This is a genomic window from Hyalangium minutum (assembly GCF_000737315.1).
Taxonomy (GTDB): Bacteria; Myxococcota; Myxococcia; order Myxococcales; family Myxococcaceae; genus Hyalangium; species Hyalangium minutum.
This window is the reverse complement of the sequence record NZ_JMCB01000028.1, coordinates 226,857-245,118: the sequence shown is the minus strand read 5'-3', so window position 1 is coordinate 245,118 and position 18,262 is coordinate 226,857. Positions and strand designations below refer to the sequence as shown.

The following is an 18,262-nucleotide window of genomic DNA, read 5'->3' as shown; positions in this document are numbered from 1 at the left end:
CGGCACGCCGTATCTGAACCCGGGGCAGTGCCAGACGCTGACGGTGCAGGGCCCGGCCTCGGTGCCCTCCGAGGGTGCTTACTACTTGGGTGCGTACGTGGATCCGCCCAACGGCACGGCCGAGCTGCTCGAGAACAACAACGCCAAGACGGGCGCGCGCATTGGCATCGGCTACAAGCCGGACTTCGTGGTGTCGTCGGTGACGGGGCCGGTGAGCGCCACGCCTGGGCAGCAGCTCACGGCGACGGTGGTGGTGTGCAACCAAGGCACGCAGGCAGGCGGCGCGCCCGTCGAGGTGTACCTGTCGGCGGACACCACCATCACGCCGAACGGTCCCACAGGGCCTTCGCCGGACTCCTTTGTAGGCTACGTCGGCACGCCGTATCTGAATCCGGGGCAGTGTCAGGCGCTGACGGTCCAGGGCTCGGCCTCGGTGCCCTCTGAGGGGACTTATTACCTGGGCGCCTACGTGGATCCGCCCAACGGCACGGTCGAGCTGCTCGAGGACAACAACGCCAAGACGGGCGCGCGGCTGGGTATCGGCTACAAGCCGGACTTCGTGGTGTCGTCGGTGACGAGCGCGAGCAGCGTGAGGATGGGCCAGACGCTCACGGCGACGGTGGTGGTGTGCAACCAGGGTACGCAGGCAGGCGGCGCGCCTGTCGAGGTGTACCTGTCGGCGGACAGCACCATCACGCCGAACGGTCCCACAGGGCCTTCGCCGGACTCCTTTGTGGGCTACGTCGGCACGCCGTATCTGAACCCGGGGCAGTGCCAGACGCTGACGGTGCAGGGCCCGGCCTCGGTGCCCTCCGAGGGTGCTTACTACTTGGGTGCCTATGTGGATCCGCCCAACGGCACGGTCGAGCTGCTCGAGGACAACAACGCCAAGACGGGCGCGCGGCTGGGTATCGGCTACAAGCCGGACTTCGTGGTGTCGTCGGTGACGGGGCCAGTGAGTGCCACGCCCGGTCAGCAGCTCACGGCGACGGTGGTGGTGTGCAACCAGGGTACGCAGGCAGGCGGCGCGCCCGTCGAGGTGTACCTGTCGGCGGACACCACCATCACGCCGAACGGTCCCACAGGGCCTTCGCCGGACTCCTTTGTGGGCTACGTCGGCACGCCGTATCTGAACCCGGGGCAGTGCCAGACGTTGACGGTGTCGGGCAGCGCGTCCGTGCCGTCGGCGGGCGCGTACTCCCTGGGTGCCGTGGTGGACCCGATCAACAACCAGCCCGAGCTGATCGACGACAACAACATCAAGGTTGGCACGCTCGTCTCCATCACGCCCTGAGCGGACGGGGCGCGGAGCGGCGGTCTCTCAGAGGGGGGCTGCTACCCCTCATGCCGCTGCTCCGCTCTTCAGATGATCGAGCGCAACGACTCGGCGCGGAACGCGCGGGCCATGAGGGCTATTCTTTCGGGGCTCATCCCCCACCGCCATGAACAAGCTCTTTGATGTCCTGCCGCTGCTCGTTGGTCTCTTCTTCGTTGCCCTGATCTTCCTGATCAAGCGCGTGAAGGCTCGTGGAATGCCGGTGCCTCCGGCGAGTGCGCAGCCGCCCCGTCAGCCCCTGATCAAGGCCTCGGCGGCTTCGCTCAAGGCCTTCCGCCAGAGCTTCGCCAGGCGACGGTGGCTCCACCGGCTCCTCTCCTATCCGGCCATCGGCTCCGGACTGCTCGTCCTGTACCTGGGCGCGGAGGGCAAGCGCGACAACGCTCTGTTCGAGTTCCTCGGGCTCTACTGGCGGGAGTTCGGCTTCTGCGCTTCGGTCTTCGGAATGCTGGCCCTCCTTATCGGGAAAGTCTTGCTCTTGCGGTGTCCTGCCTGCGGGGAGGGGCTGGCAACGGGCAGCAGGCTCGGCACCGATTTCATCATCAACCGGTGCCCGCACTGCCATCTCCAGCTCTCCTAGGGCCAGGAGCGGTGGAGGTCCGCTGGGAAGCGGAGGCCATCGAACCCGCGGCTACGGGCAGATGTCCCGCTGGGTGAGCGGGTTGATGTGGCCCTCGGCGTTGCCCGTGAGCGACTTCGCGTACAGGCCGCCCTCCCAGGCGCCTTCGGTGAAGTTGACGTTCGCGTAGGGCGCCAGCACCGTTCCCATGAAGCCGAAGCCCGTGGCGCTGATGCTGGTCGCATCCACGAAGTTGTAGAGCACGGCATTCGAGGCGATGCCGCCGGCAAACGAGATGCCGAAGCCCCGGAACGTCGGCGGGGTACCGCGGATGTTCACCACCACCAGCGAGCCCGCGGGCGCCTCGATGGACCACATCACCGCTCCATTGAAGGCGCTGGCGGACACGTCGAAGACGTTCAGGCTCGGGTTCGTGCCACGCATCATGACGCCGCCCCAGTTCTCGCGCCGGGTGGTGCCGTTGACCGTCAGGGCCGCCAGCTGCGAGGACTGGGTGCGCAGCTCCGTCCACCGCGCCGCGAAGTCGATCGGCGTCCCCTGTGCCCTCGTGCCGCGCGGGTACACCACCGTGGTGTCGGCGCTGAAGGTGCCTCCGTACCGGGCATCGCCCCACACGCCGCCGTTGGTGAGCTTCAGGTTGCCGCCCGCCACCAGCGCATTGGAAATATTGTTGGCCGGCAGCCGGTGGCCCACCGAGAAGTTGTTCATGGTGATGTTGCCCGCCGCCGCCACCTTGCCCTCCACGTCTGTGCCCAGGTTGTAATCCCCGTCCAGGAACAGCGTGTACTCACCCAGGCGCAGGTTGATGCACGTGGCGCACGGCCCCACCGTGAGCTGCCGTACCGCCGTTTTCACGTTCCCCGAAGGGTCCGCCACTCGGAACGTGGTGGTGTACTGGCCCGCCCGGTTGCGGTCGAGGTTGCTGGTGACGGTGATGCTCGAGGTCAGGTCCTTGGCGCACGTGTCATTCGCCGTGGCGCCTGGATCCGTGTAGGACGCGCCGCACGCCAGGGTCACGCTCGACGGACCGTTGAGCGTCAGCGTGGGAGGCAGCGTGTCCCTCACGGTGACCACGCGGCTCGCCTCGGGCGCGGAGAGGTTCGAGGGATCCTTCACGTTGTAGCGAAGCACGTAGCTGCCAGGGGCCGCTGTGTTCACCGTGCCGGTCTTCACGATGGCGCCGGTCAGGTTGCTCGCGCACTGATCAGCCGCCGTGGCCCCGGGCTCGGTGTACGCCGTGCCGCACTCCAGCGCCATGTTGGCCAGTCCGCTGAGGGACAGCGTGGGCGGCAGCGTGTCGTTCACGGTCACCGTGCGCGTCACCGGCGCCGAGGTGTTCCCCGCCGAGTCCGCCGCCACATAGCTCAGCGAGTAGGTGCCGGGCGTGCCCATCTGCACCGAGCCCGTGCGCGTGACGGTCTTGTTGCCCTCGCACAGGTCGCTCGCGCTGGTGCCCGGATCCGTGTACGTGCCACCCGCGACGCACTCCAACGTCTGGTTCGCGGCGCCGCTGAGCGTCACCACCGGCGCCCCGCGGTCCAACACCGTCACCACGCCCGTGCATGAGGACGTCTGGCCCGCCAGGTCCGTGCAGGACAGGCTCACCGTCGTGTTGCCGATGCCGTACGGGCCCGCCGGGCTCTGGATGCAGCCCGTCAGGTCATTGTCCGCGTCATAGGAGCCGCTGTCGATGCTCACGGACGCGCCGCAGGTGTACTCGGCCGCCATCGTCACGTTCTTGCAGAGCGCGGTGGGCGGGTGGCTGGGCGGCGCGGAGGTGGTGGGGATCTGGCAGGACGCCGTGCAGGCGCCGATGCTGCCCGCAGCATCCCCCTTGCGGCCGTTGCCCACGCCCAGGTCGCACTCCTCTCCAAGATTCCGGTCCACCACGCCGTCGCCGCACCAGTGCTGGCGGCACGAGAAGGAGCACGTGTCCTCCGCAGACTGTCCCGGAAACGCGGCCTGGCCGTTCATGTAGTCGCCCAGGTCGCACTCCTCGCCCTCCGGCGTCTCGTCGAGGCCACAGCCGATGGCTTGGGGCGAAGCGCCCCGGAGCAGGACGTACGGCGTGCTCGCCATGGGCGTCTGCTCTCCCGGAACCACGAGCACGTCCGAGTAGGTCTTCTGGCCGGGCATCGTTTTCTCCGGCGTGCTCAGTGCTATCGCCGCCAGCGAGAAGTTCTGCTCCGGGTACTGCGTGAACACCGAGCGCGCCGCGCACCCGCCATTGCCCGGCAGCAGCCCGTCCGGCAGTTCGCGCGAGAGCAGATCCGGGTACATCTGGAACATGTGGGCCGACTGGGCGCAGCCCGGCACGCCCTGCGCGGAGAAGTGGCCGAACGGCTCCAGCAGCGTCACCGCCACCGGCGCCGTCGTGTTCTGGTACGCGCAGCCCAGCGCGATGTACATGCCGGTGCGGTACTGCACCGAGTTGAGGACGAACGCGATCGCGTTCTCCACCAGCTGCGGCGTGCCGTTGTGAGACGGATCCGTGGCGAGCAGGGCCACGGTGCCATCGACGATGTCGCCCCACGTGTCCCGCGTATCCACCGCGGCCTGGAACGCGGCCGTGCCGCTCTGGCACGCCCCATCTCCGATGATCAGCGCGCGGTACGACATGAACTGCTCGCCCGTCATCGCCCGCCACTGAGCCGGCGTCACCACCTCGATGGCCGCGGAGGGATCCTGCTCAGCGACCGCGCGGGCCTCGCGGCTCTGGAGCCCGCCCGTGACGCTGCTGCCGAGGATCAACACCCTGTTCGTGCTGTTGACCGCCTGCTGGGCCGTACTCAGGGGCGCGGATGTGTGCTCGGCGGGAGCCTCGCTGCAGGCCATGACGGCCAGCGCAGCGCAGACCCAGAGGGAGTTCCCTACGGATTGCAGTCTCATCGGAGAAAACCTTTCGAGGATGAACGCGGCGGAGAGGGCCGCCGTGGACGCAATGCGCGGCGCCTCCGCAGCAACGTGCGTTCCATCCTGGATAGGCTGGATTCCGAGGAAAGATTCGCGGGGAACTCAGGTCCTTCGGGAATGCTCCCCCTCACTGTGAGGGGGAGCCTCCTCTACATTCGAAAAGTGCAGCGTGGCTACGGCATCACATCCGACAGCGAGCGGCCCATGAGCCAGTTGTCGTGGTACACCACGCCCGTCTGGCTGATGCTGGAGTTCCGGTACAGGCCCACCTTCAGGTAGTTGACCTGTCCGGAGAACTGGGTGGCGCAGTAGCGCTTGGGCAGCACGAGCCGGCCCTGGTGGTAGAGCTCCACGAAGCCGGTGCTCGAGCTGGGCGACCACTTCACGTGGAAGACGAAGTCGTTCCACACGCCGCGCACCAGCGGGGTGCGCCACACTTCGGTGCTGCGGCAGTAGAGGATGATGTTGCCGTTGTTGACGGCAAACTCCACCGGCGGCGAGCCGCTGCTGCCCGTGTGGTGCCACTGGGTGAAGAGCTGCCAGGTGGCCGGGGACGGGAAGTCCGACGGGAACATCGTGCTCCAGCGGTAGTAGTACTCGGAGTTCGCCGGCTCGTACGTCAGGCGCACCATCTCGTTGCGGTTGCCGCTGGCGTCGATGGGATCATCTCCCTGCTTCACGGTGGCCTTGAGCGCATAGCCGCCCTGGCGCACCGGCGAAGTGACGATCTGCAGCCGGTCCGCGCTCACCTCTTGCTCCCGGGTCCACTGCGTGAGGTTGCCCGTCTCGAAGTCGCCGCGCCACACCACTGAGGCAGCGGGTGGAGTGCTCACCGAGCCCGCGCACGGACGGGCCTCGGCGATGCTGGCCCAGTTGTTCAGGTTGTTACCCAGCACGCTGATGCGCAGGCGGCGCGCGGTGCGCGCGGGGAACGTATAGGTCTCCGCCGCCAGGGTGGCGCTGTTCCGCCCGCTGTAGACCTGGGTGTAGTTGATGCCGTCCAGCGTCGTCTGGAGGAGGAAGTTGTTGATCTGCGTGGTGCCCAGGTGCCAGGCGATGGCCGCACCCGACACCGACTTCTCCGAGCCCAGGTCGAAGTCGATGAAGGAGCCCTTGCCGAGGTTGCTCCAGCGGGTGTCCAGGTTGTTGTCCAGGGCGTTGGTTCCCGGGTTGCTGGACTCACTGCCAGAGACGATCACCGAGGTGGGGGTGAGCTGCGTGCAGTTGGACGCAGACAGCTCGCTCTCGGTGGAGGTCAGGAGTCCTGGAACTTCATCGGAGAGAGGGTCCTGCGGGCCGCAGGCCACGGTGCCGATGGTGAGCAAGGTTCCAACCAACAGAAAAACGTTCTTCATGTTCTCTCTGGGAAAAAGACAGACAGGTGGAGTGCCAGACCGCGCAGACGCAGAACTGGCGAAGACTGCGGTGCGAGGGGTCAGGGACAGCCGCTCCCCGGGCTCAGGGCCGAAGCCCCTGCTTCAGGGGTGGCTGTAGGTGTTTTGAGGCGCTCTTCTCAGGGTGACGGGGCCGCGGAATTGCGGCGCGCTGCGCGCGCCCAAAAAGAGCATTGATGACATATTTATTTCGAACTCAACACATCCCCCCTTCAAGCCAGGCCGAAGGGCAGGCGAGCAATTGCCGCAGGTGAATACATGTCTCAGGCCCGCGGTTTCGTGAAGGCCCGCTCAGGCCCGCGAATGGGCGCTCAGCTTGGCGTGTCACGCTCGTGGGCCAGCACCACCACTTGGGCGTCCTCGGTGTCCGGCACCCGTGTGTCCCAAGGAGGGTTCAGCCACGCATCCTCGCCCAGCTCCACGTCGCCTTCCTCCAACCGCTGGCGAGCCTGCGCCTGCCCGTGGCTGCGCGGATCCGGATAGAAGCCCAGCGCAATCTCCCCTCGGGCCCTCGCGTTCGCCAGCACCTGGTCGAAGGTGGCCGAGCCTGCGGAGACATAGACCCGGCGCGGGCGAAGGCGCACCGCGACGCCTCGGGGAGACAGCAGCTCCCGGTAGACGGGCGCCACATCAGGATCCAGCACCACCTGCGCCAGCAGCATCGCCACCACGCCGCTGGACACCACGCAGTCCCCGCGCCGAGGCGCGATGTGCAGGGCGGAGCGGGGGTCTCTCACTTCCGTGACCACGCGCCGGGCCCGGTGGCCGCTCACCTTCTGGCCATGGCGCAGCCGCAGCAGCATGGCCAGGGCGCTCGCGTCTCCGTTCTCGTCATGGGGATCCTCGTTGCCCAGGATGACCACTGCGTCCGCGCGGCACATCTCGTGCTGTCCCCGGTGCATGAGCGGCGCGGCCGGGCGGGTGTCACACGAGAGCTGGATGGCACTCTCCTTCTGGCTCAGGTCCTCCACCATTGGCAGGGCGCGAGGGGAGTTCTCGCCCGCGACGACCTGCACCCGGGAGCCCGTGGGCAGGATGGCGCTCAGCTCTCGCAGCAGGTGGGGCAGCGTGGAGTTGAAGCCCACGATGCTGACGTGTTGGGGCGTGGGGTCGGGCACGGCGCTGTGCGCGGGCAACTGGGAGGAGGGCAGCTCGCTCCCCAGGCGCCACCGGCCGAAGCCCGAGGCCAGCAGGATGAGCCGGTCTCCCCGCGCCAGCTTCCGGGGACTCGCGGGCGCCGGGCACAGGATCATCTCTCCCGCTTCGGTGCGCACGCCGACGAGGATGGCGTCGTGCACCCGGGCATGCACCTCGTCGAAGCTCTGCCCCACCAGGGAGTCGGGAAGGGGCTCGATGTAGAACTCGCAGCCATCGAACGCGAGCAGGTGCCGCAGCACGAAGTAGATGCCGTCCTGCCGGGTGCTCGCGGCGAGGATGCTGGCCACCACCTCGTCCGCCGCGATGATGTCCATCGCGAGCTGTCCCTCGCCCGCTACGCCCGGCTCGCCCGCCAGCGAGAGCAGCTCCCGTGCCTCGGTGTGGCGGGCCTCGACGATGACCCGCCCCTCGAAGCCCGTCTCTGCCACGCGGCGCATGGCCAGCAGCGTGGACAGCGTCCACTGCACGGAGTCGTCATCCGAGAGCGTCGCCGGAGGCGTGACGATGACCGCCCGGGCCGAGGGCGCGGCGACTCGCAGCAGCGCCTGCTCGTTGCGAGGATCTCCCGTGCGCACCACCGTGCGCAGCCGGTGGCCCGGCACCTGGCGAGCGGGCCTCAGCGCCGCGTCAATGCGGTCCTTGTCCTCGGGGGCCAGCACCACCAGCGTGCAGCGCTGTCCCGAGCGGGCGAGCTCCCGCGCCACGAGCGCCACGTTGGGCGCGTAGCCGAGGCACAGCACGTGGCCCCGCTCGACGACGGGGTTGAGGCCCGAGCGCATGTCGGTGATGCGCTCGCCCATCTTCGAGGCCAGCGCTGCGGTCAGCAGCGACAGCGCGAGGATGCCTGTGCCTGTGGCGCCCAGTGCCAGCACCCGCAGGCGGATGGGGTCTCCCGCCATGGTGCCGCCATCCAGGAAGTGGGTGACGGACCACCACAGGGCTTCCGAGGCGCCGGGGAACTGCGCGTCGCCCGGGTGCACAGCGAGCGCCAGTACCGCGAAGGCCGAGATGAGAATGGCCGTGAGCAGCAGCAGCACGGCCACCTGCACCAGCGGGGGATAGGTGAGCAGCTGATCCAGCCGGTAGATGAGCCACGCGCGCCCCGCGCGTCCGGCCCGCCGCAGCAGTGAGGCCTGCATGAGGTGCTCAGGTTAGCACTGGCGTAGGGGAGGGGCCCAGACCCCTCAGAGGGTGTTGAGGTAGAGCCAGCAGGCGAAGCCTTGGCCTCTAGATGCGTCCCGGGAGTTCCCTGATGCGCCGTCGAAGAGACCGGAGCGGCCGCCTGTTCGGAAAGGTCGGGGGTTTTGCGCTTCAAAAGTCCCTACCTTTCCGAACAGTCACGCTCGTGGGGCTCCCAGCACGTCGCCCCCAGTCGCAGCTGCCGGAAGGTGGCTCGGCTTCTCTGCAGAAGGTCCAGTTCAGGATGCAAGGGAGGGGCGCCGGGGGCGAAGATCGGCACGTAGCAGGCGCCCTGGTACATGTGGCCCGTGAGCCACGCATCGCACTCTTCCCGGCTGACGCCCATGCGTATCCAGCAGGCTCCGTTGAGGACGACTTGCCGGGGATGGGGGCATCGGCCCTTCTTGTCGGGCTGGGCCTGTCCCTCGTAGGGCTCGGGAAGCGTGTCTGCGGACACGGGCTGGGAGGAGGAGGGAGGGTGAGCGGTGGGTGCGGCGGAAGCCGCCGTCTCGCCAAGGCCCGCGGGCGCACCCTCGGACGGGCTCGCGCCAGCGGCGAGGGGCTCGGCGTCTGGAGCAGGCCCAGCACCATCGCGAACTCCCAGCAGGAGCAGCAGGGCCACTCCCGCCGCCCTGGCGAGGAACGCTCCAGAGGTGGCTGCGCAGGCCAGGCGGTGGCGGCGCGCGGGCTGCGCAGGCTGGGCGGAAGGGGCGGCGGAGGCAGCAGGGGATGGCGAGCGGAGCGAGTCAGCGGCGCGCTCCAGAGCAGGTGCCAGCTCGGCGGCGGTGATGCGCTCCTCGGGGCGGATGGCGAGCATGTGCAGAATGAGCTCGCGCAGCGGCGGCTCCACCCGGGCCGAGAACAAGGCCCGAGGCAGCCTCAGCGAATCCAGGTACCCGTGGCCCTGCGCATCCGTCTGGAGGTCGCCCATCTCCGGGTACTTGCCGGTGGCGAGCACGCAGGCGGTGACGCCCAGGGCGAACACATCATCCGCAGGGCCAGGTCTGCGAAACTCGAACTCAGTGGTGGCACGAATACTGGTGAAGCGTATGAGTGCGCCGTGCCCCGTATTGACACCGAGTTGAACAGGCCCTCTCGCCTGGAGGAAGCGAGCGTCAGTGGTCGTTATAAAAGCAATCTCCCGGAGATGCGTGCCACTGATCCGCGTGACTGCGGCTCGTCGGGCGAGGTAACGCCTCGAATCGACGAGGACTTGAAGAACTGCAGTGGGCCCGGATGCTCTTGCCCGCCGTGCTCGACATCCCGCGCTTTCCACGGGTCGTCTCGACCTCCATTCTGGGGTGCCTCGTTGACAGGATCGCACGGCGTGCTCGTAAGCTCGGGAGCGTGTCGGAGGAAGCCAACGCTTGGAGGCGCTGCGTGTCGCGTGGGTGGGTGGTGCTGCTGTGCATGGTGCTGGTGGGGTGTAGCGGCACGGCCCCGAGCATCCGCAGCACCTCGGAGCAGCCCCAGCGCTGTGTCTCTGTCCCGCTCGGTGACGGTACGGCCAGGGCGCGCAAGGAGGCGGTGGCGGCCCCGCGAGCGGGGATGCGAGTGGTGCTGGTGGTGGCGCCAGCGGAGGCTGTTCCCGTAGAGCCACTCGCGCCACGCTCGGCGCCTCTCCTGGAAAGGCTGCCCGGCGAGGGACTGGGCGATGGCGTCCCCCGCGGAGTGCTGCGGTGGGTGCCTGAAGGCGCCCCGGAGCTGGAGGCCCGGGCTGGTGGCGCGGCGGGAGAGGTGGTGGTGGTGGGAGGTGCGGTGGTGGCGGCGGTCGGCAGCGGCCTCCTGGTGTGCCTGACGGCCAGTGCGGCCGCGCATGGGGAGGAGACACCCATCGACATCGCGGACGAGTACTACGGCACGCACTTCGGCGATGTGAAGGGCTGGGTCCAAGGTCAGTACCCAACCCAGGCTCCTCCCGGCGCGGCGGCCAGGCCAGAGCCCGACCAGCGTGACAGGAAACGGCTGGGGCGCATCTACGTCACCTACTCGAAGCTCAACAAGACAACCCACCGCTACTACGCGGAGCGGACCAGCATGGTCGTTGATCTCACGGAGTCCCTCCGGTTTCAGGCAGCACTGGCCGTTCTTCTTCGAGAGAGGAACCATCATCTGGACGAGAACACGGAGCCTCGGGGGGCTGCTTTCTCACCTGCGGAAGTGGATCGATTCGATGCCGGGACTGCCGTTGACTATGGCCAGAGATACGACGACGTCGCGTACTGGCGGATTCGTGGGAGGGAGCAGCAGTTGATGGATTCCCTCGGGGGTGCTCGCTCTGACACCGGAGAGCCCTATCAGACCGAGAATGCAGTACGAGGTGTGGCGAAAGACAATCCACGCGGCCGACGGTTCCACGATGTTGCCACGCAGATGTGGGGTCTCCTTTACCCATACACGGGGTACTAGAAATGCCGCGACTCTACAGGCCAGGCTCGTTCTTGAGAGTCCCCCTCGCCGACGGCTCCTTTGGCTATGGCCGGGTGCTGAAGCCGCCGCATGACGCCTATTACGGTTACAGAACCGAGACTCCGGATTCCGATCTGAAGCGCATCGCCGCCCAGCCCATCCTCTTCAAGATTTCGGTCCGCCACTTGGAAGAGAGGAGGTGGACGCTCATCGGGTGGAGAGAGATGGAGGAGCAGTTTTCTCAGCCCATCGTTCAGTTCATGCAGGACATCGGGAACTTTCGCGACTGCACGATCTTCGACACCGCCGGCCATGAGAGAAGCGCGGAGCCGCAAGAGTGTGTCGGGCTGGAGCGCCTGGCCGTGTGGGAAGAGGAGAACGTCGAGGAGCGCCTGCTCGACGCCTTCATGGGACGACCCAACGCCTCGGTGGAGCACCTGAAGGTGCGCCTGAAATAGGCGAGCTTCCATCCGGCGCGGGAGGCCGCTTCCAGGAGCGGACTACCGCTTGCGCTGGGCCGAACCCTTCTTCCGGGCACTGGCCTTCTTCGCCGCACCCACGGCCTTCTTGGCGGCCTTCTTCGCTGCACCCACGGCCTTCTTGGCGGCCTTCTTTGCCGCACCCACAGCCTTAGTCGCGGCCTTCTTGGCGACCTTGGTGACCTGGGCCACGCGAGGCAGCTCGTTTGGCGTGTGGATCACGGCCTCGATGTTGTGGCCGTTCGGGTCGATGACGAAAGCGGCGTAGTAGTCCGGGTGGTACTCCAGCCGGAGGCCCGGCGCGCCATCGCTCTTGGCGCCCAGCTCGAGCGCCTTGGCGTGGAACGCATCCACCTGGGCGCGGCTCTTGGCCATGAAGGCGATGTGGACGCGCGGGTGCGGATCCGGCGCCGCGCCAATCCAGAAGTACGGCTTCTCGTCTCCGTAGCCGCCGGCCTCTGGGAACTCCATGAGCATCTTGTAGCCCAGCGTTCCCAGCACCTCATCGTAGAAGCGCTTGGACTCAGCGTAGTCCTTCACCCTCAGCATGATGTGGTCGAGCATGGGCTGCCTCTCTAGCACAGATCTGACCCAACAGGGTGGGTGAGTGACGGACTACCGGAGGGTCAGGGAGACACTATCGCCCGGGCGCACCGCGAGTTCCTCGTCCGTGGTCAGCACCGCCTCGGAGCCGATGGTGTCCGCCTGGAAGCGGAGCGAGCCCCGGTCGTTCACCAGGTGGTGGGGGATGGTGAAGGTGCGGGTGCTCATTCCTGGCACCAGTCCCAGGCGGAGGCGGTGGGTGCCATCCACCACGTACATCGTGAAGTCGAGCGGCTTCTGGTTGCGCACCTCCAGCGTCGTCTTCGGCGGCTGTGGCTGGGAGGGATCCACCTGAGCCTGCGGGGTGCTGCAGGAGATCGCGGACACGAGCAGGAACAGCGGGAGCAGCTGGACAGCGCGCATGGAGACCTCTCGGTGCGTGGAGGAAGTGCTGCCGCCTCAGGCGCTCTGGACGCCCGGCGCCAGGGACACCTTGAACCGCAGCTGCAGGACAAGGTGCCCGTTGGCCGGCACGTCGACCTTCCAGGTGCAGAACCCGTGGTCGTCCAGCTTGAAGCCGCTGGAGCTCTTCTCCTCGTCCAGCTCGACCTTCACGTGTTCGATCTCGGAGACGGGGATTCGCTCGGTGACCACCACGTGGCGCGCCTCGCCCGAGAGGTTGGAGAGATAGATGCTCACGTTCGTGGTGGACTCGTTCCACTTGCTGACGGTGTTCTGCTTGGAGCTCTTCTTCTCCTCGCGCCGCACGCGCAGCGCGTCGTCCGGGCCGAAGCTCAGCTCGAACTTCTCCTGGGGCGCCACGAAGAGCGTCTGGGTCCATCCCACGAAGCCGTTGTCCTGAAGCAGCTCCACCGGTCCCGCCAGCACCGGGCTGGGCGAGGTGTTGCGCGCCACCGCCCGCAGGAACACCTTGTTCTCCAACTCGGGGAATGTGACCAGCGCGGACTCCGCACCACCCTCGAAAGTGAAGAGCGGGATGACGTTGGGCCGCCCATCCGAGGGGATGGTGCTTTTCCCGGGCGCCTTCAGGTTGCGCGTCTCTCCGCCATCGTCCACCCCGGGCAGATCCACGCTGGTGGGCGCCGCAGGGCTGCTGCTGCCACCGGAGGAGGGCGTGCTGCCCAGGCCGGCCTTCTGCACTTGGACCTGCCGGGCCTGCACCACCACGGACTCGTTCTTCTTCTTCGCGGTGAGCAGATCCGCGTGCAGCACGGGCGGCTCGGTGCCCAGCGAGGAGCGCGCGGTGGAGAACTTCAGCTCCACGTCCTTCCAGTCCTCGCCCGTGGCCTGCCACACGGCGGCCGAGGAAGTGAGCTGCAGCTGGCTGCGGCCCAGCAGGCGCGCGGTGTGCAGCGGGCGCCAGAGGGCGTTCGGCACCACATAGTCGATGCGGACCTCCACCTCGCCATCGGCGTCGGCGAGCACGTCCGCCTCCAGCCAGGACACCACTTGGTGGTCCACGCGATCCATGGCCTGGCGCTGGACGGTCGCGACACTGATCTCCTCCGCGAGCCGCTCGGCGGTGAAGGAGGCTTGGAGCATGGACTCGCGCAGCTGGCGGGACTTGCGGAACAGCGCGTCGAAAGAGTCCTGCCACTGGGCCGCCATGCCCATGCCCCAGCCCGCGTCCTCCGGGATCTCCTCGGCGCCCAGGTGGAGCATCTGCTGGATGCGCTCGAAGCGGGAGCGGGCGTTGGCTTGGTCCTCCAGCACCTGCTGGCGCTCGTGCTGCAGCGACTCGATCTTCTCCTCGAGCGCGCGGGCGGCCTCGGGCTTGTCCGCGGTGCGGATGCGCAGGCTGCGGCGCATGCGGGCGTCCGCCACGCGGGCCTTGCCGGTGACGACCTCCGCGCGCAGCGAGACGTCCTGGATCACCGGCGCCACGCCGTGGACGACGATGCGGTTCTGTCCCGCCTTCACGCGGACCGTGCCCCGGCGGGTGACCTGGGCGCGATCCTCCAGCAGCGTGACGGAGCGGACGGGCGCCTCCAGGGCGGTGGTGCCCGTGGGCAGCGGGGGATCGAAGTGCTCCACGCCGGTGGGAGAGGAAATCTGGATGGCCGTGCTCATGTCACGCCTCCCGGCGGTTGCCGCCGTTGAGCTCGTTGTTGGCGTACAGCTTCACCACGTACTGGGCTGCCAGCTTCGCCGTGCTGTTGGCGGGCACGGTGATGCGCCAGCGGCGCCCGCCTTCGAGCGGCTGGGTGCGCTCCTCCTGGGTGTATGCCTCCCAGGCGGGGGTGACGGTGCCCTCCTCGACGACGACCTCGGCCTCCGCGGCAGGCTGGGGGATGCGCTCGCGCACCTCGCAGACGATCTCCCGGTCCAGGTTGTTGGCCAGATCAATGAGGATGTCGTGCCACAGTTCCGTGGTGGCGACGATCTTCGTGCCGCTGCGGGCCTCGCGGTACTTCGTGTTGCGCGCGCAGCGGATGGCCTGCTCCACGCCGAGTCCCAGCTTGAAGTCCCCACGCGGTGGCACCGCGGGCAGCGTGGTGGAGAGCACGTACTCGCCACCGACGTAGACCTCGGCGGGGCCGGCCAGCATGGGCGCGGCGAGCGGGTTCGTCACCTGGGCCTGACGGTAGACGTTGGTGTCCTCGCGAGGGACGGCCACATAGAGGACGCTGGCACCGCCGCTGCGCGAGCCCAGGGCCACGGAGTGGAACACGCCGTCCGAGGGCACATCCACGGTGGCATCCGCCGCGTAGCTGAAGTCGAAGAAGCCTCCGATGCTGCGCGCATCCACCGCTCCACCGGGCAGCGGCGCGTTGGCCACGGCGCGGGCCCGGTTCTCCGCGTGCGCCACCGCGGCCATCACGTCGAAGGACACCGTGACGGAGAAGCGAGAGAGCGTCTCCAGGTAGAAGCGCTGCGCGTTCACGGGCTGGAGCCGGTTGCGATTGGCGGCATCTTCCGCCGAGGAGAGCCGCAGGTGGGTGAAGACCACCGCCTCCAACTCAGCCTGCGAGGGGCCACCTCCGCCTGGACCTGCCGCCATCGCGCTGAGTCGCGCGGAGGAGCGTCCGCCCACGGCGATGGACTTGGGCGCCGGCGCGCTCCGTGACGCAGGAGCGGGCGCGGCCATGACAGGGGCCATGGAGGGGGGCGGCGGAGGCACTGCCTGCTCATAGGACTCCTCCTCGTAGATGGCACCGTCGGAGGACTCTTTGATCTCCGCCTCATCATCCATCTCGCCGGTATCGGCCGCCCGGCGCCGCTCGAGGCGCATGCTCTTTTTTCGAGCCTTGTCCCTGCGAGGTTCCGGAAGCGAGGGGACGCTCGCGGAGAGGAGCGCGTCGTCCAGATCCGCGGGAGCCTCCAAGGTGGGGAAGGCGTACGGCGACGGCGACGGCAGCCGGTGCAGCAGGCTCATGCGGTCGCGGTCGTAGTCAGCGAAGAGCGCCCCGGCTCCCTGAGGAGCGGGACGGAACCCCGCGCGAGCGGACGGTGGAGGCTGCGCGCGGCCAATGCGAATGGAGGGCAGCTCGGGCAGCTCCGTCCACGTCATGGGCGCGGCGGTGGAGAGCACCAGCTTCACACCGCGCCAGTCCTCGCCCGAGTGCTGGGCGATGAGCGCGCGCATCACCAGCTCCACCTCGCGGCAGTCCCGGCTCAGCCGGCACTGGTAGCTGGGAGCCCAGCGGGCGCCGGGGATGAAGTACTCGAGGGAGAGCTCCGCGCGGGAGAGCGAGGCGCCGGTGTGGCGCAGCTGCACGTGCACGGACTTGTAGAGCTCGGAGGTGGTCACCTGGCGGGCGGTGGAGGCCTGGGCGATCTTCTGCTCCAGGACGGCCACTTCCTCGTTCAGCTTGCGGAGCTGCTCGCGGAGCTTCCGCGCCTCGGCGAGCCGGGTCTGTACGCCGTCATGGGAGAACTGCTCCAGCGCCATGCGGGCACCCAGAGGCGAGGGCGGCGGGGGCTTTCCCTCCTCGGGCTCGGGGCGCGGCGGAATGGTGACGCTGCCCAGGATGGACATCTCCCACTCCTGTTCCTGGAGCTGGCTCTCGACCGTGCGCACCTGCTGGCGCAGCTTGCGGAGTGAGGCCTCGTCCACGGTCTCCAGGGGCGCTTCCCGGGGAGGGATCCACAGGCCGACACGCACATGGGTGGCGGAGAGGTCCGCCTGCAGTGTGCCCGTGGAGAGCACTCGCACGCGCACGGTGGGATCAAAGAGCGAGAGCGGGAGCTGGGGAATCTCGAGCTGCGTGGGGGGCTTGCCGTCAGGGCAGTCCAGCACGAGGCGGCGGGTGATGCGCGCTCCCTGCTGGTAGACGACCACGGTGTCGATGCGGGATTCCACGACGGGCATTTGCGCTCCCGGAGTCAGAGGCGGTGAACGCTAGAATGCAGCCGCGCGCGGGAGCAAGGCGCATCGTGGGAGGAGCGCATGAGTGGCGAGGTCGAGTTCTGGTTTGATTTCGCAAGTACGTACTCTTACGTAGCGGCGCTGCGCGTCGAGGCTGTGGCAGGCAAGGTAGGTGCACGGGTGCTCTGGCGGCCGTTCCTATTAGGGCCGATTTTTACCGAGCAGCAGGGCATCAAGGACTCGCCCTTCAACGTGAACCCGGTGCGCGGCCGCTACATGTGGAGGGACCTCGAGCGGCTGTGCGCGAAGCACGGGCTGCCGTGGCGCAAGCCCACCGTGTTTCCGCGCAACAGCGTGCTTGCGGCGCGGGTGGCCCTCGCGGGGGCCGAAGAGCCCTGGGGACCGGCCTTCGTGCGAGCGGTTTTCTCCGCGAACTTCGCCTGGGATCAGGACATCTCCGCACGGGCTGTCATGGAGGAGGCGCTCACCCAGGTGGGAGCGGATGCGCCCGCGGTGCTCGAGCGGGCGGAGTCACCGGAGAACAAGCTGCGCCTGCGGGAGCAGACCACGCGCGCTTCGCAGCTCGGCATCTTCGGCGCGCCCAACTTCATCGTGAAGGGCGAGCTGTTCTTCGGCCAGGATCGAATGGAGGACGCGTTGGAGTTCCTGATGGGCCCGCGATAGCCAGCACAGGCTCCCCGCATGTTCGGAAGGGGGAGCCTGTCGTTTCCTCTGATCAGGGCTTGAACGTATCCACCGCCTTGCGGCCCACGGCGGGGTCATCGGTGAAGACGCCATCGAGGCCGGCCTTGAGGTACTCCTGGATCTCCGTGACGGAGCCCGCCTCGTTGCGCGTGGAGGCCGTGCTGTTCGATTTGAGCGGCGCGGGCAGGAAGTTGTTCTCGGGACGGAAGGTCCACGAGTGCACGAGCAGCCCCTCCTCGTGCGCGAAGCGGATGACGTCGGTCGGAGTCTGGAATGCGCCCGCGCTGTCCACGTTGATGAGGTTCAGCTTGTAGGGAGAGACGCCGTCCGCGTACTTGGCGATCTCCTTGATGCTCGCCTGGGTCAGCAGGTCCCCGTACTTGCGCGTGTCACCGGCGGCCACGAGGTCATAGGGCGCCTTCTCCGCCGAGTCGATCAGCTGCATCAGCTTCCACTTCTCCTGCGAGGTGCCGATCTTCTGCCGCAGGGCCTTGAGGTTCGTGGTCTCGAAGGACTGGATGAAGACGTAGGCCTTGTTCTTGGTGAAGTCGTTCGCCTTCAGCGTCTCCACCAGCTTGTCCTCCAGCGGCAGGTTGATGGACTGGAAGTAGGTGGGGTGCTTGGTCTCCGGGGTGATGTGGATGGTGCGCCCGGTGGAGTCGGACAGCTCCTTGGCCAGCTCGATGACCTCGGTGAGCGTGGGGATCTCGAACTGATCGTTGTACTGCATGTTGCCCGGGCGGATGTCCGGGATGCGCTCACGGGCGCGCAGCTCCTTGAGCTCGGCCAGGGTGAAGTCCTCGGTGAACCAGCCGGTGATCTGCACGCCGTCGATGGTCTTCGTCTTCTTGTAGCTCTCGAACTTGGCGATCGTGGAGACGTTCGTGGTGCCGCCGATCTCGTTCTCATGGCGAGCCACGAGCACGCCGTCCTTGGTGGACACCACGTCCGGCTCGATGACGTCCGCCCCGTCCTCGACCGCCTTGCGGTAGGACGCCAGCGTGTGCTCCGGACGCAGCGCGCTCGCACCGCGGTGGCCGATCACCAGCAGCTTGGGCAGCTCCTCATCGCTGCAGCCGGTGAGCGAGAGGGCGCTGCCAGCCAGCAGCGGCAGCGCGACGGACAAGCGGAGAAGGCTTCGCAGGGAAGAGCGAGGCGAACGAGGGGAGGTGTGGGGGTGCAAGTGAGGCTCCTTGTTCGTGACGTCCGTGTCACGGGAGATGTGACACGGCATCA

14 protein-coding genes are annotated in these 18,262 nt (G+C 67.9%); 5 read left to right on the top strand and 9 right to left on the bottom strand.

The features are described from left to right. Together DB31_RS48375 and DB31_RS41855 are read left to right on the top strand one after the other, a co-directional pair. Positions 1–1,294 (top strand): CARDB domain-containing protein (locus DB31_RS48375; RefSeq protein ID WP_276203692.1); only part of this gene is annotated, 1,294 nt, incomplete at its 5' end. Between the two features lie 148 nt (positions 1,295–1,442). Next, a complete protein-coding gene (locus tag DB31_RS41855) occupies positions 1,443–1,916 on the top strand; it encodes a TFIIB-type zinc ribbon-containing protein (RefSeq protein WP_044198885.1) in 474 nt (157 codons plus the stop codon). A 51-nt stretch (positions 1,917–1,967) separates the two neighbouring features. Here DB31_RS41855 and DB31_RS48370 read toward each other — a convergent pair whose 3' ends face one another. From DB31_RS48370 to DB31_RS41835, 4 genes are all read right to left on the bottom strand, one after another. Then, a complete protein-coding gene (locus DB31_RS48370) occupies positions 1,968–4,805 on the bottom strand; it encodes a choice-of-anchor A family protein (protein WP_157232416.1) in 2,838 nt (945 codons plus the stop codon). 197 nt (positions 4,806–5,002) lie between these two features. Beyond that, positions 5,003–6,184 (bottom strand): heparin lyase I family protein, encoded by a 1,182-nt coding sequence (locus DB31_RS41845; RefSeq protein ID WP_044198883.1) that lies wholly within the window; start codon positions 6,182–6,184, stop codon positions 5,003–5,005. Between the two features lie 350 nt (positions 6,185–6,534). After that, entirely contained in the window at positions 6,535–8,520 is a 1,986-nt protein-coding gene (locus DB31_RS41840) for a CASTOR/POLLUX-related putative ion channel (protein WP_044198882.1), read from the bottom strand. Between the two features lie 182 nt (positions 8,521–8,702). Continuing rightward, positions 8,703–9,545 (bottom strand): serine/threonine-protein kinase, encoded by an 843-nt coding sequence (locus DB31_RS41835; RefSeq protein WP_052420669.1) that lies wholly within the window; start codon positions 9,543–9,545, stop codon positions 8,703–8,705. A 395-nt stretch (positions 9,546–9,940) separates the two neighbouring features. Here DB31_RS41835 and DB31_RS49390 point away from each other — a divergent pair, with 395 nt between their 5' ends. After that, the gene (locus DB31_RS49390; protein WP_044198880.1) at positions 9,941–10,969 is read left to right on the top strand and encodes a hypothetical protein; all 1,029 of its coding nucleotides are present in this window, start codon (positions 9,941–9,943) and stop codon (positions 10,967–10,969) included. A gap of 32 nt (positions 10,970–11,001) precedes the next feature. After that, positions 11,002–11,427: an Imm26 family immunity protein gene (locus DB31_RS41825; RefSeq protein WP_240487234.1), complete on the top strand. Its 426-nt coding sequence runs from the start codon at positions 11,002–11,004 to the stop codon at positions 11,425–11,427. Between the two features lie 42 nt (positions 11,428–11,469). Here DB31_RS41825 and DB31_RS41820 read toward each other — a convergent pair whose 3' ends face one another. Genes DB31_RS41820 through DB31_RS41805 form a run of 4 tightly spaced genes read right to left on the bottom strand, consistent with a single transcriptional unit; the run spans position 11,470 to position 16,324 of the window. Beyond that, a complete protein-coding gene (locus tag DB31_RS41820) occupies positions 11,470–12,012 on the bottom strand; it encodes a VOC family protein (RefSeq protein WP_063769311.1) in 543 nt (180 codons plus the stop codon). A 51-nt stretch (positions 12,013–12,063) separates the two neighbouring features. Further along, a complete protein-coding gene (locus tag DB31_RS41815; protein WP_044198877.1) occupies positions 12,064–12,414 on the bottom strand; it encodes a hypothetical protein in 351 nt (116 codons plus the stop codon). A gap of 36 nt (positions 12,415–12,450) precedes the next feature. Beyond that, positions 12,451–14,082 carry a mucoidy inhibitor MuiA family protein gene (locus tag DB31_RS41810; RefSeq protein ID WP_052420667.1) on the bottom strand — a complete coding sequence of 544 codons (1,632 nt, stop codon included), beginning with the start codon at positions 14,080–14,082 and terminating at the stop codon, positions 12,451–12,453. A gap of 1 nt (position 14,083) precedes the next feature. Further along, a complete protein-coding gene (locus DB31_RS41805) occupies positions 14,084–16,324 on the bottom strand; it encodes a mucoidy inhibitor MuiA family protein (protein WP_044198875.1) in 2,241 nt (746 codons plus the stop codon). A 78-nt stretch (positions 16,325–16,402) separates the two neighbouring features. On the opposite strand from DB31_RS41805, the gene DB31_RS41800 reads away from it, so the two are divergent. Further along, a complete protein-coding gene (locus tag DB31_RS41800; RefSeq protein WP_044198874.1) occupies positions 16,403–17,005 on the top strand; it encodes a 2-hydroxychromene-2-carboxylate isomerase in 603 nt (200 codons plus the stop codon). A gap of 52 nt (positions 17,006–17,057) precedes the next feature. On the opposite strand, the gene DB31_RS41795 is transcribed toward DB31_RS41800, so the two are convergent. Next, a complete protein-coding gene (locus tag DB31_RS41795) occupies positions 17,058–18,152 on the bottom strand; it encodes a glycerophosphodiester phosphodiesterase (RefSeq protein ID WP_240487232.1) in 1,095 nt (364 codons plus the stop codon). Positions 18,153–18,262 lie beyond the last annotated feature (110 nt).